General features: G+C 38.6%; 25 protein-coding genes, 1 other RNA gene and 1 pseudogene. 9 read left to right on the plus strand and 18 right to left on the minus strand.

Annotated elements, in window-relative coordinates; translation table 11 throughout:
* Positions 1-30: 30 nt before the first annotated feature.
* The 4 genes from HMPREF1210_RS13020 to HMPREF1210_RS13035 all read left to right on the plus strand — a co-directional run bounded on the left by HMPREF1210_RS13020 (position 31) and on the right by HMPREF1210_RS13035 (position 2,067).
* Complete coding sequence (locus HMPREF1210_RS13020) at positions 31-414, plus strand: YtxH domain-containing protein (RefSeq protein ID WP_016429164.1); 384 nt, start codon at positions 31-33, stop codon at positions 412-414.
* A 168-nt stretch (positions 415-582) separates the two neighbouring features.
* Positions 583-1,149 (plus strand): HTH-type transcriptional regulator Hpr, encoded by a 567-nt coding sequence (locus HMPREF1210_RS13025; protein ID WP_016429165.1) that lies wholly within the window; start codon positions 583-585, stop codon positions 1,147-1,149.
* A gap of 118 nt (positions 1,150-1,267) precedes the next feature.
* Positions 1,268-1,813 (plus strand): DUF3267 domain-containing protein, encoded by a 546-nt coding sequence (locus HMPREF1210_RS13030; protein WP_016429166.1) that lies wholly within the window; start codon positions 1,268-1,270, stop codon positions 1,811-1,813.
* A gap of 68 nt (positions 1,814-1,881) precedes the next feature.
* Complete coding sequence (locus HMPREF1210_RS13035; RefSeq protein ID WP_016429167.1) at positions 1,882-2,067, plus strand: hypothetical protein; 186 nt, start codon at positions 1,882-1,884, stop codon at positions 2,065-2,067.
* 213 nt (positions 2,068-2,280) lie between these two features.
* Here the strand turns inward: HMPREF1210_RS13035 and HMPREF1210_RS17800 are convergent, their stop codons facing one another.
* Entirely contained in the window at positions 2,281-2,382 is a 102-nt protein-coding gene (locus tag HMPREF1210_RS17800; RefSeq protein WP_231391157.1) for a YjcZ family sporulation protein, read from the minus strand.
* A 130-nt stretch (positions 2,383-2,512) separates the two neighbouring features.
* Here HMPREF1210_RS17800 and HMPREF1210_RS13040 point away from each other — a divergent pair, with 130 nt between their 5' ends.
* On the plus strand, positions 2,513-3,409 hold the full coding sequence (locus tag HMPREF1210_RS13040; RefSeq protein WP_016429168.1) for a peptidylprolyl isomerase: 897 nt from the start codon (positions 2,513-2,515) through the stop codon (positions 3,407-3,409).
* Between the two features lie 461 nt (positions 3,410-3,870).
* On the opposite strand, the gene yhaM is transcribed toward HMPREF1210_RS13040, so the two are convergent.
* The 7 genes from yhaM to HMPREF1210_RS13075 form a co-directional block, all read right to left on the minus strand.
* The gene (gene yhaM, locus HMPREF1210_RS13045) at positions 3,871-4,815 is read right to left on the minus strand and encodes a 3'-5' exoribonuclease YhaM (protein ID WP_016429169.1); all 945 of its coding nucleotides are present in this window, start codon (positions 4,813-4,815) and stop codon (positions 3,871-3,873) included.
* On the minus strand, positions 4,812-7,706 hold the full coding sequence (locus HMPREF1210_RS13050; protein ID WP_016429170.1) for an AAA family ATPase: 2,895 nt from the start codon (positions 7,704-7,706) through the stop codon (positions 4,812-4,814). Before HMPREF1210_RS13050 ends, yhaM begins: the two co-directional genes overlap by 4 nt.
* A gap of 9 nt (positions 7,707-7,715) precedes the next feature.
* Positions 7,716-8,936 carry a DNA repair exonuclease gene (locus tag HMPREF1210_RS13055; protein ID WP_016429171.1) on the minus strand — a complete coding sequence of 407 codons (1,221 nt, stop codon included), beginning with the start codon at positions 8,934-8,936 and terminating at the stop codon, positions 7,716-7,718.
* A 166-nt stretch (positions 8,937-9,102) separates the two neighbouring features.
* Complete coding sequence (locus HMPREF1210_RS13060; RefSeq protein WP_016429172.1) at positions 9,103-10,371, minus strand: ABC transporter permease; 1,269 nt, start codon at positions 10,369-10,371, stop codon at positions 9,103-9,105.
* Positions 10,364-11,263 carry an ABC transporter ATP-binding protein gene (locus tag HMPREF1210_RS13065; protein WP_016429173.1) on the minus strand — a complete coding sequence of 300 codons (900 nt, stop codon included), beginning with the start codon at positions 11,261-11,263 and terminating at the stop codon, positions 10,364-10,366. The genes HMPREF1210_RS13060 and HMPREF1210_RS13065 overlap by 8 nt, the downstream gene beginning before the upstream one ends.
* An 11-nt stretch (positions 11,264-11,274) precedes the next feature.
* Positions 11,275-11,586 carry a DUF3796 domain-containing protein gene (locus tag HMPREF1210_RS13070; RefSeq protein ID WP_016429174.1) on the minus strand — a complete coding sequence of 104 codons (312 nt, stop codon included), beginning with the start codon at positions 11,584-11,586 and terminating at the stop codon, positions 11,275-11,277.
* Positions 11,579-11,788: a helix-turn-helix transcriptional regulator gene (locus HMPREF1210_RS13075; protein WP_016429175.1), complete on the minus strand. Its 210-nt coding sequence runs from the start codon at positions 11,786-11,788 to the stop codon at positions 11,579-11,581. The genes HMPREF1210_RS13070 and HMPREF1210_RS13075 overlap by 8 nt, the downstream gene beginning before the upstream one ends.
* 146 nt (positions 11,789-11,934) lie before the next feature.
* Between HMPREF1210_RS13075 and HMPREF1210_RS13080 the strand changes: the two genes are divergently transcribed.
* On the plus strand, positions 11,935-12,120 hold the full coding sequence (locus tag HMPREF1210_RS13080) for a YhzD family protein (RefSeq protein ID WP_016429176.1): 186 nt from the start codon (positions 11,935-11,937) through the stop codon (positions 12,118-12,120).
* A gap of 41 nt (positions 12,121-12,161) precedes the next feature.
* On the opposite strand, the gene HMPREF1210_RS13085 is transcribed toward HMPREF1210_RS13080, so the two are convergent.
* On the minus strand, positions 12,162-12,944 hold the full coding sequence (locus tag HMPREF1210_RS13085; RefSeq protein ID WP_016429177.1) for an enoyl-CoA hydratase: 783 nt from the start codon (positions 12,942-12,944) through the stop codon (positions 12,162-12,164).
* A 230-nt stretch (positions 12,945-13,174) separates the two neighbouring features.
* Here HMPREF1210_RS13085 and HMPREF1210_RS13090 point away from each other — a divergent pair, with 230 nt between their 5' ends.
* Positions 13,175-13,837: a CPBP family intramembrane glutamic endopeptidase gene (locus HMPREF1210_RS13090; protein WP_016429178.1), complete on the plus strand. Its 663-nt coding sequence runs from the start codon at positions 13,175-13,177 to the stop codon at positions 13,835-13,837.
* Between the two features lie 134 nt (positions 13,838-13,971).
* Here the strand turns inward: HMPREF1210_RS13090 and HMPREF1210_RS13095 are convergent, their stop codons facing one another.
* Both HMPREF1210_RS13095 and ssrS read right to left on the minus strand, forming a co-directional pair.
* Positions 13,972-14,511, minus strand: a complete 540-nt coding sequence (locus HMPREF1210_RS13095; protein ID WP_016429179.1) for a MepB family protein — start codon at positions 14,509-14,511, stop codon at positions 13,972-13,974.
* 367 nt (positions 14,512-14,878) lie between these two features.
* Positions 14,879-15,073: non-coding RNA, 6S RNA (gene ssrS, locus HMPREF1210_RS17805), on the minus strand.
* A 623-nt stretch (positions 15,074-15,696) separates the two neighbouring features.
* Here ssrS and cspC point away from each other — a divergent pair.
* The gene (gene cspC / locus HMPREF1210_RS13100) at positions 15,697-15,897 is read left to right on the plus strand and encodes a cold shock protein CspC (RefSeq protein WP_016429181.1); all 201 of its coding nucleotides are present in this window, start codon (positions 15,697-15,699) and stop codon (positions 15,895-15,897) included.
* Positions 15,898-16,335: 438 nt separating this feature from the next.
* Here the strand turns inward: cspC and HMPREF1210_RS13105 are convergent, their stop codons facing one another.
* The 3 genes from HMPREF1210_RS13105 to HMPREF1210_RS13115 form a co-directional block, all read right to left on the minus strand.
* Positions 16,336-16,683: a YlbF family regulator gene (locus HMPREF1210_RS13105; RefSeq protein ID WP_016429182.1), complete on the minus strand. Its 348-nt coding sequence runs from the start codon at positions 16,681-16,683 to the stop codon at positions 16,336-16,338.
* A gap of 10 nt (positions 16,684-16,693) precedes the next feature.
* Complete coding sequence (locus tag HMPREF1210_RS13110) at positions 16,694-17,842, minus strand: DUF445 domain-containing protein (RefSeq protein WP_016429183.1); 1,149 nt, start codon at positions 17,840-17,842, stop codon at positions 16,694-16,696.
* A 77-nt stretch (positions 17,843-17,919) separates the two neighbouring features.
* Positions 17,920-18,309, minus strand: a complete 390-nt coding sequence (locus HMPREF1210_RS13115) for a ferritin family protein (RefSeq protein ID WP_016429184.1) — start codon at positions 18,307-18,309, stop codon at positions 17,920-17,922.
* Between the two features lie 69 nt (positions 18,310-18,378).
* On the opposite strand from HMPREF1210_RS13115, the gene HMPREF1210_RS13120 reads away from it, so the two are divergent.
* Entirely contained in the window at positions 18,379-18,585 is a 207-nt protein-coding gene (locus HMPREF1210_RS13120) for a YheE family protein (protein ID WP_016429185.1), read from the plus strand.
* Positions 18,586-18,650: 65 nt separating this feature from the next.
* Here the strand turns inward: HMPREF1210_RS13120 and HMPREF1210_RS17810 are convergent.
* From HMPREF1210_RS17810 to HMPREF1210_RS13135, 4 genes and pseudogenes are all read right to left on the minus strand, one after another.
* Positions 18,651-18,858 (minus strand): annotated as a pseudogene (locus HMPREF1210_RS17810) (metal-sensing transcriptional repressor).
* 93 nt (positions 18,859-18,951) lie between these two features.
* On the minus strand, positions 18,952-20,205 hold the full coding sequence (locus HMPREF1210_RS13125) for an MFS transporter (protein WP_016429186.1): 1,254 nt from the start codon (positions 20,203-20,205) through the stop codon (positions 18,952-18,954).
* 257 nt (positions 20,206-20,462) lie between these two features.
* Positions 20,463-22,220, minus strand: coding sequence for an ABC transporter ATP-binding protein (locus HMPREF1210_RS13130; RefSeq protein ID WP_016429187.1), 1,758 nt, complete (start codon positions 22,218-22,220; stop codon positions 20,463-20,465).
* Positions 22,217-23,959, minus strand: a complete 1,743-nt coding sequence (locus tag HMPREF1210_RS13135; protein ID WP_016429188.1) for an ABC transporter ATP-binding protein — start codon at positions 23,957-23,959, stop codon at positions 22,217-22,219. The genes HMPREF1210_RS13130 and HMPREF1210_RS13135 overlap by 4 nt, the downstream gene beginning before the upstream one ends.
* Positions 23,960-24,429 lie beyond the last annotated feature (470 nt).

Below are 24,429 nucleotides of genomic sequence, written 5' to 3' on the forward strand. Positions count from 1 at the left end.
ATACATATATATGAAGGGAGTGCCTCTATAATGAAAGCTTCTACATTTTTTGTTGGTCTGGTTTCAGGTCTTGTGGCAGGATCAGCAGTGGTCTTATTCTCTACTCCTCAATCCGGTAGCGAATTACGTTCGAATGTCAAAATGGCATCATCTGATTGGAAAGAGAAATTATCTGACGTTAAGTTTCAAATAAGCGATTTAAAACAATCGATAGCTGGTTTAACTAATACGGCAAAGACTGATGTACCGCAAACGATTAATGAGTTGAAACAATCTGTACAACAATGGCAGTCAGAAACTGCACCTATTCAGGAAAGTCTTCAAAATGAAATTGCTTCAATTCAGTTGGCAATGGAGGAACTTGAAAAATCAATCACAAAGCATCAAAAAGATGCTTCACCAGCCAATTCATAATTAAGCATAATGCCCCGCAAAAAATTTGCAGGGCATTTTTTATTTGAATCAATTTCTCGTCAACAAAAAAACTACTTAAATCTTAATATTTCCAACATTCTAACTATGCAGACCTTTACTTTATTGCTATAATGATAGAAATTGATTTTTATGGAAGCAGGTGACGATATGTCTGAACAATTGTATACCATGAAAGAAGCTATGCTCTACAGCCAGCGAATTGCCCAGTTGTCGAAAGCGCTTTGGAAAGCGGTCGAAAAGGATTGGCAACAATGGATAAAACCTTATGACTTGAATATTAATGAGCATCATATTTTATGGATTTCATATCATTTAAAAGGGGCTTCCATTTCAGATGTTGCAAAGTTTGGTGTAATGCATGTGTCTACTGCATTCAACTTTTCAAAAAAATTGGAAGAACGTGGGCTTTTGTCTTTTTCAAAACGAGAAGATGACAAGCGGAATACGTATATCGAGCTTACTGAACAAGGTGAAGAATTATTAATTAAAATGATTGAGCATTATCACGATTCTCAGCACGCTGTTATTGAAGGTTCAATGCCTCTTAAAGATTTATACGGGCGTTTCCCCGAATTCATGGAAGTCATGGCAGTAATCCGAAATATTTATGGAGATGACTTTATGGAAATCTTCGAACATTCATTTAAAAACATTGATCAATCCTTTGATGAAAAGATTGGTAACATTAAACCGGCCGTTACAAACAAGAGTTAATATAGCAACGTTTGAAAACGCTATCTAATTTGTAATAAATATTGGCTTGCTTTTTCTATCAAAACATCGTAATGTATGTATCTGCAAGTACATTATTTTACAATAGGAGATGCATACAGTGCACTGCTGGAAAACCATCAATGTAAAAAAACAATACGGATTTGATCGTATTTTCATGTTATCGTCATTACTCGTCGTTGCCGTATTTTCACTTTTTTATGTGTTGCTCGAAATTTTACACGACAATCGCCTTTCGGATGATCGATTCGCTGTTTTTTTACTGAGTTTCTTGTTATTGTATCCAGTTCATAAGAGTCTTCACTTTTTACCATTGATTCGATATCGGAATCGCATACACTTCTCAGTAAAAAAACAATTCAGCTTTATGCCTATATTATCGATTCGCATAAAAGAGCCTGTACCTAAAGCACTTTTCTTGTTTGCTTTACTTGCTCCGTTTTTTATTATTAACAGCATGCTGATTACTGGAGCATTCATGATGCCCGAATTTGGTCATTATTTTACGATGCTACTAGCTTATCATTGTGGTCTCTGTCTGATTGATTTGTTATATATTAAAAATCTTGCCCGTTCACCCAAAAAAGCTTTAATTGAAGAAACGGAAACGGGATATGAAATTCTTGTTCCTCCAGCTACCTTTTAAACGGATTGCTGTTCTTTTTTTCTTGATTTTGATATGCTTGTGAAGATTGGCAGAGGGGAGGAATAAACTTGATTATCGCAGTTGTAGTACTATTCTCGATTGTGTATTTATTCCAGATTAATCGCATGACTTATGCATTATGTGCGCAACGAGAAATTCCTGAAGAGAAACAAAATAAGATTTTCCGAACCATTAATGTATTGGTGACGATTTTACTTGTTTCCTTTTATGTAGAAATATTATTGACCGCATAAAAAAGTCCATTCGCCTGACTCCAGGCAAATGGACTTTTTCTTTTTGAAAAGCAAAGAATACTTTTTAAAGAAACCCACAAATTAAGAGAGCCTCTCTGTTCAGCTTCAGCGTAAGTTCGGACAGTCGTTTCACTACTTCATCCGAAAATATTCTTTTCCGATAGTTTATGCAACGCCAATGTCGGTCTATCTCAGCCGTTACTGATTTTTAAATTAGCACAAAAATGCTGCACCTACGATGATCAAAAGAATAAATAATACAACGATTAAAGCAAAGCTGGATTGATGCTGGAACCCACCACTCACTTCGCACACCCCCTTCCTCTTTGTTATCGTATGCTCTTGTGTTCAACAAGCGTAGGCATATGAGGGAACCATTTTTGTTTTTCCGTCGTCTATGGTATAGTAACAACGGCAATAAGAAGATAGTTAGGAGAGATTTCCCATGAAAAAAACCGTATTAACATTGACATTAGCAGCATCTGTATTAGCTTTATCAGCTTGTAATGGCGACTCAGCGTCAGACGACAAACCAATCGTCACGTCTAAAGCTGGAGATATTACGAAAAACGAACTTTATGAAGAAATGAAAGAATCCGTTGGTAAACAAGCACTTCAAGTTTTAATCATTGAAAAAGTATTAGCTTCAGAATATGAAGTTTCAGACAAAGAAGTAAAAGCTCAATTTGACAAAGAGAAAAAAGAAATGGGCGAAAGCTTTGATCAATATCTTGCACAACAAGGTCAAACAGAAGAGAGCTATAAAAAATACATTCGTTTGAACTTATTGCAAGAAAAAGCTTTAACTGAAGACGTTAAAGTTACCGACAAAGAAGTAAAAGCTCAATACGAAAACATGAAAACAGAATTAAATGCACGTCATGTATTAGTAGCAGACGAAGCAACTGCGAAGGAAGTTAAAGCGAAGCTTGATGGTGGCGCTGATTTCGCTACTGTAGCAAAAGAATATTCAACTGAGCAAGCAGCACAGCAATCAGGTGGCGAACTTGGCTGGTTTACTCCAGATAAAATGGTAAAAGAATTCTCTGATGCAGCATTGGCATTGGAAGTTAACAAAATCAGTGAGCCAGTAAAAACTAAATTTGGCTATCATATTATCCAAGTAACGGACAAGCGTGAAGCTAAAGTTGGTTCATTTGAAGATGAAAAAGCAGAAATAACTAAAACCTTAAAATTGCAAAAAGCTGATCAAAGCACTTTGCTACCTAAAGTATCGAAGTTAATGAAAGAAGCAGATATCAAGATTAACGATGAAGACTTAAAAGGTGCAATCGATCAAATGTTAAATCCAGAGCCAGCAGAACCTGAAGCTGCTGAATAATAATGTGTACAGGAAAGGCGCTTCCCATTTGAGGAAGCGCCTTTTTGTTATGTGCTATGTTAACTTTCACGGTTGTTTTTTAATAAAGAAGGAATCTGTGCCCTTTCCGCGAACGAACTAGCAAGCCTCCTCGGGCCAACAGGATGTTGGTCACAAAGGCGTTAGCCTTCGTTCCATTGTCCACACTGTGGGGTCTTGCTAGCCAAGATTATGGTCAAAGGTAGTTTGACATAATCTTGGCTACGAGTAACCGCAGGAGCAGCCTTATTCTTTGCGACGAGTAACCGCAGGAGCAGCAATTTCGAAGAATGAGACCCACAAGTATGTGGTTTTCATACTTATTGGCTCATGCGGAACATGCGGCTAGCGCAAATGTACGATAAACGACCGTTTCTATTAACTGAGCCTTGTTATTTATCATTGTTAATCTTTGCATAACTAACTACCTAATACACGTTTTCTTATTCAAACGTAGGTTTATAGAATGAACGATTGTCGAGTGGGAATAGACGCTCGGAAAACTCTCCAGGGTTCGTTTTCTTTAATGCTCGATCCAGCATATTCATCTTCGCATCGATATTATCAATATAGTGAAGAATTTCTGCCTCACGCAGCATTGGTTTTTTAGGACTGCCCCACTCTTCTTTCCCGTGATGCGACAAAACCATGTGCTGGAGAAGCATGACTTCTTCCCCTTCAATTTGTAACTCCTCTGCCGCTTTTGAAATCTCATTGACCATGATTGTAATATGGCCTAACAAATTCCCTTCGATGGTATAAGAAGTTGCGATTGGCCCTGATAACTCGGTAACTTTTCCTACATCATGCAAAATAATGCCTGCATAGAGTAAATCTTTATTCAATGAAGGATACAAATCACATAATGATTTACCAAGCTTTAACATCGATACGACGTGGTCAATTAAACCAGAGACATAATCGTGATGATTTTTCGTTGCGGCAGGATAAGTCATGATGGCCGCTTGATGTTTTTTCAACAAGTGACGAGTTATTCGCTGAATCTGTGGATTCTTCATTTCAAAGAAGAATTGCATTAACTCCTCAAACAATACTTCTTTCGCTTTTTCAGCAGATGGCACAAGGTCACTTAATGAAATTCCTTCATCATCTTTTACAACTCGAATGCTTTTGATTCGCAATTGGTTTTTCCCACGGTAATGTTGTATCTCTCCACCTACACGAACAATTGCTTCCGCATGATACAACGCTTCATGCTCTTCATTTGTATCCCAGAGCTTCGCTTCGATATCTCCACTTTTGTCCTGAAGAATAAGGGTCATAAAAGGGTTTCCGGTCGTTGTGAATGCCTTTATAGATTGCTTGATTAATAGATTATGATCGACAGTTTCGCCCACTGCTAAGTTTGAAATACCTTTACCTTTCATACCGGCGATACACTCCTTTCCTTTTGCAACAATGCAACATCTATGATGTGTGCATCAGTCCATATTGCCGTCATCTCTTCATGACAAGTGAAATACAAGAATTGATGATGGTTTTCTAAATCTGACATTAATTGTACCATTTGTTTCACACGGAAACGATCGAAATGGACAAATGGATCATCCATTACGAATGGGAAAGGCACGGATCCAACCAATGATTCCGCCAAAGCGAATCGCATGGCAATATACGCTTGTTCTTTCGTAGCTTGACTCAATTCCGCAATTCGATAACGCATGCCTTGTGAATGGACCGCTTCGAAAATTCCCTCATCATTAACTTCAAGTGACTCATATCGTCCATTTGTTAAGTGCGTAAAGAACTGCTGTGCTTTTTCAAGAACAAATGGGAGTCTATTTTCTTTTAAATTGTGCATCGTTTGCCTGATGGCTTCCGATACAACTTTGTTGATGGACCATTTATGTGCAAGTTCTGCGAGTTCAGTTTTCTTTTGTTCAAATTGTTGTAGCATATACCCATAATTTTCATCACTAAGCATTGAGCTAGTTAGCTGTCTCAGTAATGCTTTTTCCTCCAATAAGTCTTGGCGGGATTTGGTAAGATTATTTGCTTGTTCCTTTAATTGAGTCAACTGGGCTTCTTGTTCCTCATGATTTACAGTAGACATTGCGATTTCACCAATTGATTTGAGTTGCGCTTGAATCGACTGGTATTCCTGTTGAAGGGTTTGTTTCAGACGGTATGCTACGTCGGCTTCATAAAATCCACGTTCAGAATCGACTTGCGCTTCACTCCACAACTTTTGTATGTCTTCAGACAAGGCATCAAACAACTTCTCTTTTTCTGATAGCTGAGCTTCCCATTCTTTCATTTTTACTTGATACATTTCATGCTCTTTTCGATTTGTTTTTGCAGTGTTGCAGATCTCACGCAACCGATGATAAGCATGCTCTTTTGAAAGTGCCTCTCCCGTTGCTTCGGACATTTTTTTAAGTCGTTTTTGAATTTTTTCTTCAAGAGATTGAACATCCGTCAATTTTTGTGAAATTGATTGTTGCTGTTCCTGAATATGACGAATGCGTTTAAACAGTTCTGGGAACAATTTCGGATGCAATAGCTCTGTAAATCCATGAAGCTGAAGAAAATCCGATAATGTCTCTTTCGCTTCCTCACATTTTGCCTCTTGAATACCGATACTTTGCTCTACCTTCACCGTCAACCGATGTTGATCTTGAAGTTTTTCTTTGAGCTGATCAATTCGTTCATTATACAATCTTACCCGATTGGCCAAATGCTCCGTACTGGACAATTCCTGTTCTAGTGCTGCAATTTGCGATGAATAATCATCGGGTTTCCTGTCAGATGTACCTTGGTTCATCTTTTTCAATAACACAAAAATAAGTCCGGCTAACACAATTCCACCAATCGCGATCGTCCAGTTTCCTGAAAGAATAGCCCCTAGAATGGAGGCTATACAAATCATGATGGTGATAATTTGGGGAATGTTTGTCGTCACTGCTGCCGGCTCTGTCTCCAGTTGCTGGCGGGCTTTCAACTCGGCCACTTGTCTTATCAGTTTTTGCACATTTCCGCTTTGTTGTTGCTCCATTTCAGTAGGTGCAGACGCACGAAGCTGTTGCATTCTACTTTCAATTTCTTCTCTTTCGATTTTTGTTCGTTCCCAGCTTTGTCGTTCAAATCGAATAGCCTCTTCGGCTTGTTGCAATCGATGCATTACTTGTTGAAAGTGCTCTTCTTTTTGAAGGGATACATCCATAGCTATCACTTGAGAAAAATGGGACTTGTCTTTGACCCCCAACATTCGCGCTTGCTGTTGTATGTCGGCTTTCGCTTGTTCAAGGTCACTCGTTAGCTGTTGCTTTCTAAGTAGCCAATGATGCCATTCAGACTCCTTAGCCAATAACTCTTCTTTTTCCCGTGTTTGTTCATACGACCATAATTCATTCAATTGCTCTAGTTGTTGTTGAATAGCAAATTGTAGCTGTTCCACTTGAATTTTGGCTTCGTGCATGCGATCTTTAGCTTTCTCGTACCGTCGAATTCCTTCTATAGGAAAATTTGCTTGTTGGTTGATAGCAAGTTCTGATTGAAGTTGTTTCTGTTTTTCCAGTAATGGTTTAGCTTGAAGGAGTTTAGCAAATTGCTCATTTTGTTGTTTGACATGCAGCTCAACATGATTCAAGTTTTCAAGTTCTCCATCAATTTCAGCAATGCGTAAAATGGCTGGTTCGTATTGATCGATTTCCGCTCGTGCTTCTTTGAGCTTCTGGTCCAACATGCGGATTTCTTCTATTTTCATATTCATTTCTGGATTTCTGCCAGATTTTTTAAATAAGCCACTCATTTCTTTTGTCGCCCGTTGCTCCAGCTTCGTCAGCGTGTCTACGCCCGTTGTTCCTGAGGAAAGAAGAGTACGACTTAGCTCTACTTCGGTCATCTTGTCAAAGTTTTGCAATTGATGAATAGAAAAAGAAAAAATCGATTCAAAGGAGTTTCGATCATATCGATAAAGTACTTTTTTTAACGTTTCTTCATCGCCTCGCGTACCATCTTCGAAAAAGACTGTTACATCTCCGGCAGATTTACCTTTGACTCGTTCAATCACCACGTGACCGAACTCAGAATGATTGATATGAACTTGTCCACCGTGTCGACCGCCACCTTTTGGTTCATATCTCATATTGGATTGATTGCGGAGCGGGAACCCGAACATCACCGCCAAAATGAATTGTTGAATGGTCGTTTTTCCCGCTTCATTGTTTCCGAAGAATACATTGATTCCATCTTTCAGATTGATCGTTACATTTTCATGTTGTCCGAATCCATAAATCACCAGTTTCTGAATACGCATGTAAGGTCTTCACTCCTTTCCTACAAGTTCTTTTTGGATAAAAGTTCGAGCCTCTGAGTGAATCGTCTCATAGTCATTGTCATTCAGTCTTTCAATATATCGACTCAACCTTGGGTGTTGATAGACATCACTAATAATTTCTTTCCATTGTTGTGTATCCCACGTGTCCATGACGGAAATCACCTGTTCAGTCATTCCGCTTGATTCCATTTCAAATGCATCTATAGCATCAAATGTAATAGCATGTACCCAAATATTAGGCTCTTTCATCTCTTGTGTCTCCCGTACCATTGACAGCCACTCTTCAAGTGGAGTACCTTCTAGCATTGTTAACGTATTGGCATCAACATCCGTTAGATTAATCTCAAGAACGCCAGCACCATGAACATTGCGGAAATTTTCAATTGCCGAATCGATTGTTTCAAACCATTCATTAGCATGAACAATTCCCTTACACGAACAATTTATTTGGTCGTAGATAATTGACGAAGTCGGTATGAAATTAAATTGCGCGTTGCCTTTTTCAAGGAAGACATCATAAAATCCTTTTGGACCTTTTTCGTTCCGGTGACGGCTCTGGATGTTTCCTGGATATACAATGGGTGGCTCCGAATGGAGAACTTGTCTCTTGTGTATATGACCAAGCGCCCAGTAGTCATAATTTTTATTGATAAGTTCTTCTTTAGTAAATGGTGCATAAACGGCGTGTGTCGTATCCCCTGCCAAACTGCCATGGAGCATGCCAATGTAAAATGCATCCGTCTGGAATGCTTCTTCGTACATTGTCGTCATTGACTCTTTCACATGGCGTTCCGGATAACTGAAACCACTTATGTATACATCATGATGTCGAATTTTAACATTCACTTTTTCTACTTGATCCCGAAATACATGGACATTTTCCGGAAGTCGAAAGCGTGTCCATTTGCCTCCAAGATGATCATGATTTCCGTAGCAAAGAAATACAGGAATTTGATGACGGTTGAGCACTTCCATCCCTTCCTGAAACTTATGTTGTGCACGTAAACTACGATCTTCTCCATCATAGATGTCCCCGACAACTAAAATGAAATCCGGTTTTTCTTGAACGGCCGTTTCAATCAGTGTTTGAAAAGCTTTAAACGTACTGTCACGGAGAGTCTTAAACTGATGTTCTGGCATCGATGTAACACCTTTAAATGGACTATCAAGGTGTAAATCAGCCACGTGGAAAAAGCGAATGGATGTCATAATGTCCCTCCTTCAAAAAAACGAATATTTGTTCTTATTTTATCATTCACACGTAAAAATTGCTACTTGCCAGAAAGGCAGATTCCAGTTCTGGTGAACAAAGAAATATCTTTTACAAAAGAAAAAAGCGGGACATGTTATGCCCCACTTTTACTTGTGATTCTATTTATTTTCTTCCTAAATCCAATGCCTTCTTAATATCTTTCAACGATTGTGAGGCACCGTACATCAATACACCCCCACGATATACCCGTGAGCCGAACCAGCCCAAAATGAAAATAGTGACTAATAGTATTCCAATACCCAATAGTGGTTCCCAAATAGGCAAATCAAGCATCCCAACACGAAGGAACATAACCAGCGGTGTAAAGAATGGGAAGTATGATGCAAACTGAACATATGATGCCTCCGGATTTCCAAGACCCGAAAAAGCAATGAATGACGCAATAATTATTAAAAAAGTCATAGGCAACAATAGCTGTTGCACATCTTCAGTTCGACTCACGAGTGAGCCAAGCAACGCTGCAAGAGTTGCGTACAGGAAATAGCCGAGAAGGAAGAATATAACAGCGAAAATCATCGTACTGATGCTGACATTTGAAAAACCAAAAAAGGAAAATACACCGGACGTCAAATCAGACGAACTTGTTTTCAAGGCGGTAAAACCAGCCACTCCGAATATCGCAATCTGCAACAAGCCTAACGTGCCCACACCTGCAATTTTCGCAAACATGTGTTTAACGGGAGAAACACTCGAAATAATGATTTCCATAACCCTTGAAGATTTTTCAGTTGCAACTTCCATTGCAATCATATTTGAATAGTAGAACACGGCAAAATAAATGACAAAAATCAATACATATACCAATCCGCGCGCCTGACTCAATTCTTCTTCTGATTTAGATGAGGCACTTACCGCATCCTGTTCGAATTGAATTGGTGAAAATAATTGTCCGACTTCTTCTGGTGACAGTTCCAAAGAAGTTGCTTTAATATTTGTCTGCACGGTTTGAAGTGCTTCACGAACCTGCATCGGTTGCTCAAAATCAGTAGCATTTTTAGATATATAAGTCGCTTGGATAGTATCTGTTTCATCTAACTTCAACACTAAGAAACTAGCAATCTTTTCATCTGTAATTTGCTGCTCCAGGTCCTCCACAGATTTGCTGGTAGCTTTTAATGTGATATCACTCTCCGAAGCCTTTAATTGCTGCTGAAGTTGATTGAGCAATTTTCCATCTTCTTCAACAACGTAAATTGTATCTTTCTCCGCTCCCCCATCAAATACACCTGCATCTTGAATTTTGGTAATTATGGTCGCAATGTTGGCCATCAGGAAAATCCCGGCAATCACAATGAGTGTCGTAATCACAAAAGATTTCGTTTTAGCTTTCGTCCAAAATGATTGTTTAAATATTGTCCAGAAATTACGCATGTTCTTTTCCCACCTTTTCAATAAAGATGTCCTGAAGGGATGGCTCTTCAATTGCAAAATATCGAATATCACCTTTCGTTAAGGCCATTCGCAATAATTCATGTGCAGTATGTTCTTCCGAAATTTGAAATAGTCCACCTTCGATGGAAGGCTTGAATGAATTCACACCTTCCATGTCACTTAAAAAGGAAAGATCGAAATCCGCTTTCAATCGAACGTTTTGACGTCCAAATCCTCTTTTCACTTCACGTAGAGACCCTCTGACAATTGCTTCCCCGTGATGCATGATGCAAAGCTGTTCACACAGTTCTTCTACATGGTCCATACGATGACTGGAAAAGACAATTGTTGCGCCTTCTTTTTGGATGTCCAATATCGCTTTTTTCAAAATTTCTACATTGACCGGATCCAGCCCACTGAATGGCTCATCTAAAATGATTAACGAAGGCTTGTGGATTACAGAGGCAATCACTTGTATTTTTTGTTGATTTCCTTTCGAGAGTTCTTCCACTTTTTTATTTGCATAGTGTGGCACTTCAAATCGCTCAAGCCATTGATGTGCTGCAATTTTGGCATCGTTCTTTTTCATGCCGCGGAGCTGACCTAAATAAACCAGCTGATCTTCCACTTTCATTTTTGGATAGAGTCCACGTTCTTCTGGCAAATACCCGATATGTGTACTGTTTTCATAACTGATTGGTTGGCCATTCCAAGTAATGGCCCCTTCTGTTGGATCCAATAATCCAAGAATCATGCGGAAAGTAGTCGTTTTGCCAGCGCCATTCGCACCTAGAAAACCAAACATGCTCCCTTGTTTAACAGACATGGATAAATCTTTGACTGCAGTGAAATCCCCAAATTTCTTCGTTACATGTTCTATCTGTAATGTCATGTGAACACCCCTTAGAATTTTTTCTCGACAACTATACTACTAATCAAATACGCAATCATATGCGCAACATATACAAACGTTAAGATAAAAAATGAAAAACCTGCTCCTTCCACAATTATTGAGGCCATCCAGGCACCTACGATACAGAAGGTTGATATGCTCCAGGCAATCGACCGTGCACGGGTATGCATTTGATGGTAACGTTCATCAAATCTTCGTTTCTTTTTGCCAATTTTATGATTGAAGTAAAGTACGATGGCAACTGTCAAAAAACCGAAAAAGAATCCAGACAATCCAGCTAAATTATCAACATTGTCAAACACCTTTTTCATCCTCCTCATAAACGAATAAGTCTTCAATCGTGCAACTAAATAATCGTGCCAATTTAAATGCCAAATTGATGGACGGGTTGTATCTTCCTTTTTCTAACGAAATTATGGTTTGTCTTGATACATCTAACTTTTCGGAAAGATCATCTTGCGTCATATTTAATTCCATACGCTTCTCTTTCACGAAATTCTTCAACCATCATCCCTCCTTTACGTAAAGTTAACTTTACGTAAAGCTTACTTTACTTATCCAAAATATGTCAAGTGTAATTCACAAACTATTTTTTCTTTTTAAAAACTTGTATAATGAACTTATATTCATTTCAAAGGGGTTTGATATTTTTGAAATCTTATAAATTCACAGCGTTTGAAAAAACAGGGAAATTAATCGTCGAAGAGACTTGGGAGTTTGCCTCTGATGAGGAAGCAAAAGCAAAAGGACAAGATTTAATCGATGAAAAAGACTTTACCGACCGGACGCATCGCTTGGTCAATAATTCCGGGAAATTAATTTTATTTCACGTATAAAAAAATCTGCTTGAAGCGAATCTCGCTACAAGCAGATTTTTTTATATACCTTTAAAAATTGGTTTTCGTTTTTCCACAAAGGCTTGTATTCCCTCCAAATGATCCTTCGTCCGACGCATTGCTGATTGAGATGTACTTTCAAGTGCCAGAACACGCTCCAATTCATGTACATGTTGCGTATGTAATATTTGTTTAGATGCAATCATTGCTTTCAAAGGGGCAGACAAGAATTTTGCTGCCGAAAGTTCCGCATAATCATAAGCCTTTCCTTCAGCCGTTACTTCATCAATTAAGCCAAGGGACAAGGCTTCGTGTCCATTCAACACTTTACCTGACCAAATCAGTTGCTTAGCTTTTGGAATACCCACTCTTTCTTTTAAGAAGAAATGTCCTGCTCCGTCTGGAATCAAGCCAATGCCAATAAAGTTCATAGCAAGTTTACTGTTTTCCTCTGCAATGACAACATCACACCCAAGCACTAAACTAAGCCCCAGTCCTGCTGCTGCTCCATGAACAGAAGCAATCGTAACCATAGGAAGAGTATAAAGTGCCTTCGCTAGACGGGATATATCGCCCATGACTGAGTCAATATCCATTGGACTTTCCGGATCCAACATTGCTTTAATATCACCACCTGCCGAAAAAGCACGTCCTTCTCCTTTGATTAATAACACCTGCACATCTTTCTCTTCGTGCAACCATTCCAGTGCTTCGGCAATTTCTCTCATCATTAAAGCGTTCATTGCATTCATGCTTTGAGGACGGTTCAAAGTCAACGTCGCCAAGCGTCCATTTTTTTCTACACTTACTGTTTCATATGTCAAAGCAGACACCTCTCTCCGAGTGAATAGTCATTCATAATATTATTATTCGAGAAACTAAGAATAAATCCTCTAATTATTACTAAAAATCTTTATTGTATGTTGAAATCCATAAGACATATGGGTCAAAATTCCATTTGCTGCTATACTTAATTGGCAAGCGAATATTCCAATGGTTTAATTTCAATACTAAAGTCGAGATGATTTTGTCATTCCATCAATCAGGAGGCAACATGAAAAATGTAATCTACCTTTTCGGTCCTACAATTATGATTTTTTTAGGAATCAATATATTTGAATCGATTCCCATCACATTCAGTTTATTTTATAGCTGGCTTTTTTTAATTCCTTTTGTTTCTTATTTTAGGAACCCAGCACTTAAATCTTCATTTTATCAATCCATCAAAACTGAAAAAACATTGAAATCCATTATGACTGGTCTTATTAGCGGAGTTTTGTGCGCCATTGCAATCTTCGGCTCATTGTCATTAGCAATGGGTCACTTATTTGAAATTGATCATGTCTCGGATATACTCGTCCAGTGGGAATTTAGTGGTCCGATTGTGTGGCTCTATATTTTCATATTGATTTGCATCAATCCATTTTTGGAAGAATGGTATTGGCGTGAATTTATGTACAAGCGATATCTTGATAAATTAGGAACCATGCGAAGTGTCATCATTACTTCATTTTTTTATGCCCTCTATCATTTGTTGGTTCTGATTCCGCTCGTTGATATGCCTTTGAGTGTTATCGCAACCATACCAGTCCTACTTGCAGGTTTGCTTTGGGGCTATTTTAGAAAGATTTTTTCATCCATCACCGCTTCAGTGATTAGCCACACACTCGCAGATATCGGTATTATCCTTTTTTATATTGTTTATTTAATGCAATAGGCATAGCGATTTTTTTACAATATAATTAACAGAGTCTTCAATAAATATAGCCCAGTTCCTAGAGTAGGAACTGGGCTATATTTATATAAGGCGGTTCATTAAATATTGACTATATCTTTGGAATGAAAATCATTTTATCTCTGGAACAGTTTTTTTGCGCGAGTTAAGTCAATTGATTGATCTTCAATAATTTCCATGAAATATTCTAATTGCCATTTTTGAGTTTTAAGCGCTTGTCTACTTGTTGTATTATCCCAGGGTGGATAAACTCTAATGGCTCGTTTACCTTCATTGTTACAGTCTGATATTATTCCTTTTTCCAGTAATACAGATTTCGGAAAAATAAACTGGCCGAAATAATTGTCTTTTCGAGTGCTTACAATAAATAAATCTATATTATCCGAGTTGTGGAATGGTTGAATAGGACCCTTACCTTCCCTCTTCCATAAAGTAACAAACTGTCCTATCTTGGTTGGAGTTATCTTAGCTACTCGATATTTAATAGATAACCCGCTAATCTCAAAAGTATAAGCGCCATAATCGGCACTTTCAGATTCAGCTCTTGGGAGAGTGCAGTCAAATCCACACTTATTATATAGAAGCTCCTTTGCAATAAGGAGATCATTATGAATTGCCTTCGATGATGTCCAAATATTATAAGATTTATTATTCACTATTATCAGTATCCTCCATCTAAACATGACTACCTATACGACTACTGTTAACCAGGGTTTCTTGAGTTACCTCACTATCGGAACATATATTCCTAATTATAGAACAAATGTTTGTATTTATCAAATAAAACTGACAATGGGTGTTTGTTCGTTTACAAGTTTTTAAGAAGATGGAAAATACGTAGTCTATTCTAATGCCAATTTTGATTATTAATTGTAATAAACCTCTGATATATAAAGAAAAATGACGCTTCAAACTGTTGCAAGTTTGCACCAAATTAACACCCACAGAGAAATTGACCACAAAAAAGCACCCTCACCATTTCTGGTAAGAGTGCATATAAAACCTTGCTATTAAAGACTTATTAAAAAAGCCGCCTTTGCCGTAAATAAAATAAGAAAGTTTTAGACCACCACTCCTCAAAGTGGGTGTTCGCGGAAACCATCCTGCCTGTCCTCATTGACCTAAGTGAATGTGGCATGTCATTCCTGTTTCTATAAAAACTCCCTACAACAGCTTAAAGGTTAAAACTTAATATCGTTACGAACAATGCAGCTTGTATTGATATCTTAACACGATTGTCTTTGACCTTTCAATGGGAATTTTGACCTCGGTTAGCATCTTTTTATTTATGTAACTATTTTGATAGCACTCTATTTATTTACATTTTTTTCCTGTATAATTTAAAATAATAAACCGAACAAAATACTTTAAGAAAATCATTTTGCTTTTCTTATGAAAATCATCGTAGGAAGGAACGAGGAAATGGATAAAATTTTGAAATATTCAAAGACATTTGTTGGAGATGTATTCAGTGGAATGAGTTCTTTGCTTTATGGGTTCATTTTTTTCGGAGTTATTATTTTCATCATTACAGGAATCCTTTTTGGCATCAGCTTAATAAGAAGTTAACGATTAAGAAATGATTAAGTCTATACAATTCAGAAACTGCACTGTATCAGCTTTCTACTGATAAATGAACATGGAATAAACTATTCATTTAGACTATGTTTTTTTCAGTTAATCAAATCAGTTGCTAATCCGAGAGAATGGTGCTATGATAAAGAAGAATTATTTTTGTCGGTGTAAAAGATTTGTATACGTTTCAGACTTATCGTCTTAATGATCACTTTGGGCAGGGATAGTATTACATTGTGTGAATTTCACACTAGGAGGCAACAAAAATGGAACAAGGTACAGTAAAATGGTTTAATGCAGAAAAAGGTTTTGGTTTTATCGAGCGTGAAAATGGGGACGATGTATTCGTACATTTCTCAGCAATCCAAAGTGAAGGCTTCAAATCTTTAGACGAAGGTCAAAAAGTTACTTTCGACGTTGAGCAAGGCGCTCGTGGAGCTCAAGCTTCAAACGTTCAAAAAGCATAATTTAACCTTTCAACAGACTCTACATTGTAGAGTCTGTTTTTTATTTGTCCAAAATAAAAAGCAAATAAGAAAAACGCAAAGTTCCACTCTAGTCTGATTCCGGCGCTGGAAGCACCGAATCGAACCCCCCGCTTTCTCATGAGGGATTGAAGCTTAGATGCAGGCAGGCTGGCACTTGGAGCTGAATATAGTAAAACTTTAACACTAGAAAAACCTTGAATAATTTATTCTTTCATATATGTCAAAAAAACCACTGCTCATGTTGTGAGCAGTGGTCTTCATTCAAGTAAAGTAACACAATTTAAAGGATTCTTAGATTATAGCATACCTTCTAACTCATGCAATGCTTTTTGGGACCTTTCAGTTTTCCTCTATTTCATTTATTACCCTCTTTCAGTTAATTTACTTTCTCCATAAAAAAAACCGGCAATCGCCGGTTTAAATTCCTTCATATAATGCCTGTACAGGCTTCATTAATACACGGTTAACATCTTCCATTAACCCACTAAGCGCCATTTCAGCTTGAAGCATCTGTTCAATTTTAGGATTCGATTGAGCAAGCTGTGCCGTTTTCTGAGCGTACTCAAGTTCTTCTCCCGAGATTTCTTCACCTTGCATTTGTTTTTGTTGCAGTGTCATTTGCAAGTCACGGAAGCTCTTAAACAACGCCAATGCTTGTTCATCCGCCTTTACTGCTGCTACTGCTTTTTGTACAGAAGCATACTCTGACGTTTTTCTGAATGTGGTTTCTAATCGATTGATATCATCATAAATATTAACTGACATGTGATCACTCCTACATAGTATTGATTAAGTACATGATACCACCTTGGATTAAACCAATAAGCCCACCAAGTAATGCCCCAAGTACCGTAATCATTTTAAATTCTTTTTTAGAGATACCCAATACTAGATCTTCAAGACGTTCAACAGGGAAAGAATCAACTTGCTCTTCTACCATCTCTTCAAGCTTTAATCGTTGAATCGTTTCTTCCAGTTTTATTTCGCCTTGGGTAAAAATAAATTCAGTCATTTTGGGCGTCAAGTTATTGGCTGTCCAATCAGCACCCTCTGGCCAGTACGATTGTAACGTAGCATCCAGACGTTTTTCAAGTGCCACCTCTTGTTTGACATACGATTTTACAACCGTTATTACCGGCTGTAAATCAAACCCACCAATCAATTCATGCAAGGGACGATCTTTTAATTTGTCCAATTCTCCGTGAATAACATTGGTAAGAAGTTCAAATGTTCCAGGTGCGCGTAGGAATTTTTGAATTTCCGGTTGCACTCGATCCACGATAGAAGAAGATTCTCCCATAAACATTTGAATCATATTGCCAAAAGTACCCTTTGACGAAAGGAAATCGTCTATCAGTCGTTTAACCGTTTTCCGTCCTTCTTCAGAAGCAAAGTAGGTTTCCCCTTTTGCAATCATATACGAAACAATTTCAGGAATGCGTTCATCGGCTTGTTTCTGCCACTGTTCGGGTGCAAGCTCCTTCACTGTTTTTGATGCAAATTTGGATTCAAGTGATTCGAATTGTCCATCGATAACGGAATCCATTTTATTTTCTACAAGTGCAGGAACGTTTTCGATGCCAGCTTTTGAAAGCCATTGCTGTAAGGTCATATCTGATTCAAAAAGATGTTTCGTTAGTTGACCTTGAATCCATAACTCCGCTTTTCTTCGCATATCATCAGAGAAGAAACGTCGTTTAAATGTTTCTGGTGTCAATAAATGCTCTACAACCGTTCGGCCAAGTTGTTTCGCCAACTCATCTCTTCGCCTTGGAATTAGTCCAGGCGTAAATGGCACACGCCATTTGCCGATATATTTCGCTTCATGAGGCCGAAACAGCATTTTAATCGCAAGGTGATTCGTATACCCACCGATTAAGGCACCAATAAATGCCATGAAAAGTAATGTCCATATAAAGTCCAAATTGTTCACCTTTTTCTGTCAATCTGCCTTTCATTATAACAGACAAAGGCAGATTGATAAAAATGTGAACCTCTCATTTAAAGTGCATTGTACATCGTAGAAAATCTGATCGCGTGTTCCATTTCGTCATGCATGGCAATGAAAAAGGGATTGTAGGCTTCGGGTAAGGGAACGGTAAGCAGCATTTCTTTATAAAAATCGGTCGCTTCCAGCTCTTTTTCAAGCGACTCTTTTGCTGCTTGCTTTAAGTTAGTTGGTGGTTTTGGTTTAGGGGGATTTTGTACAAATTCGCCGGTGAGCATATAATGGAGTTGTTGGAACATTTCATAATGACTTTTTTCGTCCTCCATCGCATGCCTGATAAACGATTGCCAGTATGGATCATCAGTCAGCTTCAACATGGATTTATAAAAATAAAAATCTCGATACTCGTCTAATATGGCTTGTTTTAATTGTTCATTAAACATTAGGCCACTCCTTTACGCCTTTTTTCTAGCGTATGCAGGTGTGTCTCTACCTATGAAAGGAGCCCAATCATGCTGCAACATTTTAGCTTCAAACCCATGTTTGAAAACAAACAACTACCTGGCTGGACATTTTCATTTTTCTATAAGCAAAGTCGTTATTCTGGTGAATACTTACCGGATGGATCCATTTCATGGACAAACGGTTCTATACCTCCAGATGAAGAAATTGTAAAAAAAATGATTCACGAGCTGATGCTCTTTCATGTTTACGAATGAAGGATTATTTCATACACAAAAATAGCTGGAAACGCCTGTATCTCGCGTCTCCAGCTATTTCTCATTTATCTACTTTTCACCAACATACTGACAGCTTCCTGAATGGCAGTTTCTGTAGAAGAGCCTCTTTCATTAGCTTCAATAATACAGTTTTCTAAATTTTTGGCGATAATCAATCCAAGTGTGCGATCTGAAGCAGAACGTACAGCAGAAAGTAGAGTTACAACATCACGGCAATCTTTACCCTACCATCATTCTGATGAAGCCTCGCACTTATCCTTCCAGACGTTTTAAACGATTCGTCATATCTTTATCATAATGCAAGTCCGTCCAACTCATCATAGCGGATTTAAGTGAAAAAAACCCTTACAACACCTGTTTTTTTCTTCCAAATATAACATAAAAGTAACTGGAAGAAAGAATGTATAAAACACCCGTGATTGAAAAGGCATAGGCGTAACCCCAATAGGAGCCATATGTCGTCACTAATAAAGCAGAAACAGGACCCATCACTGCCCACCCTATATTGAATACCATTTGATTAACGGAGTTTGCTAATCCTTTATATTTATCATGGACGACTTCCATTGCAATCGCGCTTTGAATCGGATTACCTGCATTCATTAACGCCTGCCTCATTAAAAAACCAGCAGATGCAAGCCATACGGAAGTTGTAAAAGCCGTTAAAAACAAAAACGGCAACGACCCTAACTGAAATAGCACCAGGGCATTTACTTTCCCAACTTTTTTGACCAGCATCGGACCAATCAGCATCGCAATAGCTGTCATTGCCGAACCAAGAGAAAGCACTAATCCGATAAATGCGGACGAAGCATCAAATCGATTGGCAAAATACAAATTCAAATAAGGAATGACTAGACCCGATCCAATTCCTATTAATAATTGAGCAAAGGCAAATAACACAATAATGCGTACATTTATTTTAAATCCGCTGTCTTGTTCGGGAAGATTTATTACTGCTTCTACTTTCGATACCTCCGAAACAGTTTCAGGTTTTAATTTCAATAAAGGTACAATCCCACATGTGAACAGTGCTGCTCCTGCAAGAAGAGACCAACGGATGGCGTCGACCGCAGTCATTCCAAATCCAAATTCGAGAACATCAGCCAATACCCCGCCTCCGAGACTCCCAATTACACTTGCCACTGTGACAACCGAAAAGTGAATACTGAACAAGTGCATACGCTCGGAAGCTTTTGAGTTTTCTGCGAGAAAAGGAACGCCTGACACCTGCACAATAGCCATAAAGAGTCCTGTAAAGAATGCTGCAATGACAATAGGTTCTTCAGTTACAACTATACTTCTATAAAATAATGTACTCGCCGTCAGTAATGTACCGACCGCTATGCTCCATTTCCTTCCGAAACGATCACTCAAAAATCCAGCAGGAATCAGGACAAGTGCTGTTGCTAAAGACATATATGAAATGACTTTCCCATTCACGACTTCGGATAATCCGAGTTCTTTTATATATAAATTGTACATGACCATAAACACGCCCATACCAATTTGAATCAGGACATTCGCAAGCATGAACATCCGTATGTTTTGATTAAAACCTGTAATTTTTTTCTTCCATTCAGACAACCAGGTATTCATGTTTATATATATCCCCTACCCCTTTATTTCGCCTCTCTAAATATAAGACTTTCATTTGGAATATGCAATGCTTAGAAATGCGTAAAGCGCAACACTAGCCTGAAACCGTTGCTAGACGAGATTCGAAAGCTTGCTTTCGTATGAGAGACTGAAGCGGTGCAGACTGGCGCTTGGATTTGGACACAGCAAATCATGAAAGAAAGAAATTACCTCGAAAAGTTCTAACTTTGTAATAAGCATAAAAAAGGGAGTGCCCCTTAACCCACTTGCGGGTTAAGTGCCACTCCAGATTGTAAGCGATACATTTGTTCATAGCGACCACCGAGTGCAACTAATTCATCATGTGTTCCTTGTTCAGCAATTGCCCCTCGATCCAATACTAAAATGCGATCTGCATTCTTAATAGTAGAAAGTCGATGCGCAATAATGAAAGTTGTACGTCCTTTTTTCAGCACTTCCATAGCATGCTGAATAATTTCTTCTGTTTCTGTATCAATATTGGAAGTTGCTTCATCCAAAATTAATATCGCAGGATCAAATGCTAATGCACGAGCGAACGAAATTAATTGACGCTGACCTGACGAAAGAGTGCTTCCTTTTTCAATTACAGGCTCATCAATTCCATTTGGTAAATGCTTCAGAACACGTTCTCCTCCAACTGCATCCAGAGAAGCTATCACTTTTTCACGGGATATTCTTGCATCTCCAAGGCTGACGTTGGATTCAATGGTGCCTGTAAATAAGTAAGGATCTTGCAAGACAATTCCCATATGATCTCTCACCGTTTGTCGGGACAAGTCTTGAATGTTTGTTCCATCGATGGTTATAGCACCTTTGGATACATCATAGAAACGGAACAATAAGTTCATGATAGAGCTTTTCCCGGATCCGGTATGACCAACTAACGCCACCGTCTCCCCTTGCTTAGCTTCAAATGAAATGTTTTTCAGTACATACTCTTCATCTTTATAAGCAAACCAGACGTCGTCGAATCGAACATTGCCTCGATAACGGGCGATTTTTTCGTCGCTGACATCTTCACCAGAGCGATCCAGTAATCGGAAAACACGTTCAGCAGCTACAAGTGCTTGCTCTAATTTAGCTAACTGATTCACAACACCCGTCACTGGGTTAAACAGTCGCGTAATGTAATCAACAAAAGCATATAACACACCAACTGAAATCGCAGTGGTTGCATTCAAAGATGCTCCGCCGAAATACCAAATGAATAATACAAATGTAATAGAGCGGATTGCACCAACCAGGTTATGTGAAGTTCCCGCATCCAAGTACAACAGTTTATTTTGATATTTGTAATGTTCGCGATTCATCACTTCGAACTCTTCTTGCATTTGTTCTTCACGACGGAATGCTTGAATAATCGTCATACCTTGAATGGATTCATTAATCATCGCGTTCATATCACTTACTTTTGCACGGACGATGTGGTTATATTTCGATGCATATTTTCGGTACAAGACCATCCATACAAACAAAATAGGTAAAACAAATAATGCGATAGAAGCCATTTTCCAATCCAAGAAGAACAGCGCCACATAAATACCTGTAATGTACATAGCGCTTGAAGCAAATTGAGAAAGAACTGTTACATATAATTCTCGTATTGCTTCGGTATCGTTTGTGATACGAGCAACTACTTTACCGGCAGGCAGGTTATCAAAGTAGCGGATCGGCAATGTTTGGATGTGTTGATACACATCATTTCGCATTTTTTGAATAACACGGTTCGCAGCTTTTTGTAGCAATAAATATTCACCGTAACGAAAAATTGCTGCCACGACCGTTAAGGCAAAGAACACAGCCAGCAGCATCACAATCGGTTCAAAATCTATTGAACCTGCAGTCGTATCTGCAATATGTTCGTCAATGATTTTTTTGGCAATCAAGGGACCGGCCAAGTCGGCTGCAACTGCAACCGTCAGCATGGCAATTCCCATGATTAATAATTTTTTATAATGAAGGGCGTACAGCCATAATCTTTTTCCTGTACTCATGATGACACCTCCTCAATTTGCTGTCGGTCGAACTGTTCTTTATACCAGCCCTCATTCTCCAGCAAATCTTCATGTGTACCTTCTTCAATCATTACACCGTCGTCCAATACAATAATCCAATCTGCATGTTGGATAGCTGATAGACGATGGGTGGTAATAATCGTTGTTTTTCCCTGTCGTTCTTGTTGGATATTTTCAATAATTCGCGCTTCTGTTTTCGCATCAACAGCGGACAAGGAATCATCCAATAATAAGATTTCAGGATTTTTAATGAGTGCTCGGGCGATTGAAATACGTTGTTTTTGACCGCCAGATAACGCGACCCCTTTTTCACCAACAAGTGTTTCCAACCCTTGTGGTAGCAATTGCAGGTCTTTTTGGAAATGAGATAAACGAATTGCAGTTTCAATATCCTCTTCCGTCCCTTCCGGATGACCGAACAGAATATTTTCTCTGACAGTCCGTGAGAATAACACATGATCTTGAGGAACATAGCCAATCCAATTCCGAACCTGGTCTTTTGTTTGATCTTCAATTGGAATGTCGGCTAATGAAATCGTTCCTTCTCCAGTTGGATATTCACGAAGTAACTGCTTGATCAACGTCGTTTTTCCGCTTCCCGTTTTCCCGACAATTCCAAGCGTTTGACCTTGCTCCAATTGCAAGTTGATGTCGCTTAAATTTACCGACGAAGACTGTGGATATTGGAATTTCACTTGGTTGAAACCGATGCGTCCAGGTTGATTGACTGTTACTGGATGGGACGCGTCTTTGACATCTTCTTCATAATCGAGCGTTTCTTGAACGCGATCAAGAGAAGCGTTCCCTCGCTGCATGACATTGATCAATTCCCCGATTGCAAACATTGGCCAAATAATCATCCCTAAATACACGTTGAATGATACTAAGTCCCCCAGTGTCATTTGCTGTTGTGAAACGAGGTACGCACCGTACCCTATCCCGATCATGTAACTGACTCCGGTCAATACTTTCGTGATGGGATTGAACAATGCATCGATTTTTTCAACTTCCATGTTTTTCGCATACACATCTTGCGTCATATCAGCGAATTGTTTTTCTGATGCACGTTCTTGCACGTATGCCCGAATCACTCGAACCCCCGCTACTGCTTCCAGTACGCCATCATTCATATCGCCAAAGGCATCTTGCGCCTTCATATATTTCTCGTGGATGCGCTTGCCGAGAATTTGCATAATGATCGCCAAGATAGGCAGTGGAAGAAGCGCTACTAATGTCAGTTTCCAACTAACGAGCATTCCCATCGTTACTAAAATCGTAAGCATATAAAGGGATGAGTCAATCAATGTTAAAATACCGAATCCTGCTGTTGTGGAGACTGCCTTTAAATCATTTGTCGCTCTCGCCATCAAATCCCCTGTTCGGTTCTTCTCATAAAACGAAGGCGTCATGCGTAAAAATTGTTTCATCAAGCGGCTACGTAATTGTTTTTCAATAACATAGGCTCCGCCAAATAGTTGGTATTGCCACACAAAGTTACTTAAGTAATTGAGAACCGTTACACCAAGTAAAGCGAGTAAGAAAGTCATCAATAACTGTGATGTTAATGTTTGTTGATAAATGGCATCAATAGATTCGCCTAGAAGCCATGGTGGAACAACTTCGATTACATTCGTGACCATCAATAATGAAATGGCAATTGTGTATCGCTTCCAGTTTTCTGCGAAAAACCATTTAAGTTTAAATAATACGGAGAACATAAGATTTTCCTTCTTTCTTTTTCAGGTTGGGCTTACACTAGCCACCTTCTAGAGATTCCTTGATTAAAATTTGTTTCTGTAGCTGAATGTTCATCTTCAGCACTCCTTTTCATAGTTTTGTTTGCTTTCAACCTCAGACAGGTCATTCATGGTCTTTGGCATTTCTCTATTTGAAACAGCAGAGCTGTAACAACCAAAATTTGGTAGTAAAAAAACACAAAAAAGCACACGCCCTGTTTCCAGATGCGTGTGCGCATGAAAATAGGAACAGGTGTCCATACCTGTTCCCTGATTAATGTGAACTCAAAGAGAAATGACCAGTAGGTACGGACGAACTATGTAGTTTGTAGCAACTTCAACTCTGATCTTCATGACACGTACCTCCTTTTCTCATAGTTATTTACTTATTAAGATTATCATGACATTTTTTGGATTGTCAATAGATTTAGAAAAAAATTATTATTCTGTTA

The organism is Paenisporosarcina sp. HGH0030 (assembly GCF_000411295.1).
Lineage (GTDB): Bacteria > Bacillota > Bacilli > Bacillales_A > Planococcaceae > Paenisporosarcina.

What these genes read in the sequence shown, in the direction of transcription:
- HMPREF1210_RS13020 (WP_016429164.1), top strand. Translation starts at nt 31, where the DNA reads ATGAAAGCTTCTACATTTTTTGTTGGTCTGGTTTCAGGTCTTGTGGCA.
- HMPREF1210_RS13025 (WP_016429165.1), top strand. Translation starts at nt 583, where the DNA reads ATGTCTGAACAATTGTATACCATGAAAGAAGCTATGCTCTACAGCCAG.
- HMPREF1210_RS13040 (WP_016429168.1), top strand. Translation starts at nt 2,513, where the DNA reads ATGAAAAAAACCGTATTAACATTGACATTAGCAGCATCTGTATTAGCT.
- yhaM (WP_016429169.1), bottom strand. Translation starts at nt 4,815, where the DNA reads ATGAAAGGTAAAGGTATTTCAAACTTAGCAGTGGGCGAAACTGTCGAT.
- HMPREF1210_RS13050 (WP_016429170.1), bottom strand. Translation starts at nt 7,706, where the DNA reads ATGCGTATTCAGAAACTGGTGATTTATGGATTCGGACAACATGAAAAT.
- HMPREF1210_RS13055 (WP_016429171.1), bottom strand. Translation starts at nt 8,936, where the DNA reads ATGACATCCATTCGCTTTTTCCACGTGGCTGATTTACACCTTGATAGT.
- HMPREF1210_RS13060 (WP_016429172.1), bottom strand. Translation starts at nt 10,371, where the DNA reads ATGCGTAATTTCTGGACAATATTTAAACAATCATTTTGGACGAAAGCT.
- HMPREF1210_RS13065 (WP_016429173.1), bottom strand. Translation starts at nt 11,263, where the DNA reads ATGACATTACAGATAGAACATGTAACGAAGAAATTTGGGGATTTCACT.
- HMPREF1210_RS13090 (WP_016429178.1), top strand. Translation starts at nt 13,175, where the DNA reads ATGAAAAATGTAATCTACCTTTTCGGTCCTACAATTATGATTTTTTTA.
- cspC (WP_016429181.1), top strand. Translation starts at nt 15,697, where the DNA reads ATGGAACAAGGTACAGTAAAATGGTTTAATGCAGAAAAAGGTTTTGGT.
- HMPREF1210_RS13105 (WP_016429182.1), bottom strand. Translation starts at nt 16,683, where the DNA reads ATGTCAGTTAATATTTATGATGATATCAATCGATTAGAAACCACATTC.
- HMPREF1210_RS13115 (WP_016429184.1), bottom strand. Translation starts at nt 18,309, where the DNA reads ATGTTTAATGAACAATTAAAACAAGCCATATTAGACGAGTATCGAGAT.
- HMPREF1210_RS13120 (WP_016429185.1), top strand. Translation starts at nt 18,379, where the DNA reads ATGCTGCAACATTTTAGCTTCAAACCCATGTTTGAAAACAAACAACTA.
- HMPREF1210_RS13125 (WP_016429186.1), bottom strand. Translation starts at nt 20,205, where the DNA reads ATGAATACCTGGTTGTCTGAATGGAAGAAAAAAATTACAGGTTTTAAT.
- HMPREF1210_RS13130 (WP_016429187.1), bottom strand. Translation starts at nt 22,220, where the DNA reads ATGAGTACAGGAAAAAGATTATGGCTGTACGCCCTTCATTATAAAAAA.
- HMPREF1210_RS13135 (WP_016429188.1), bottom strand. Translation starts at nt 23,959, where the DNA reads ATGTTCTCCGTATTATTTAAACTTAAATGGTTTTTCGCAGAAAACTGG.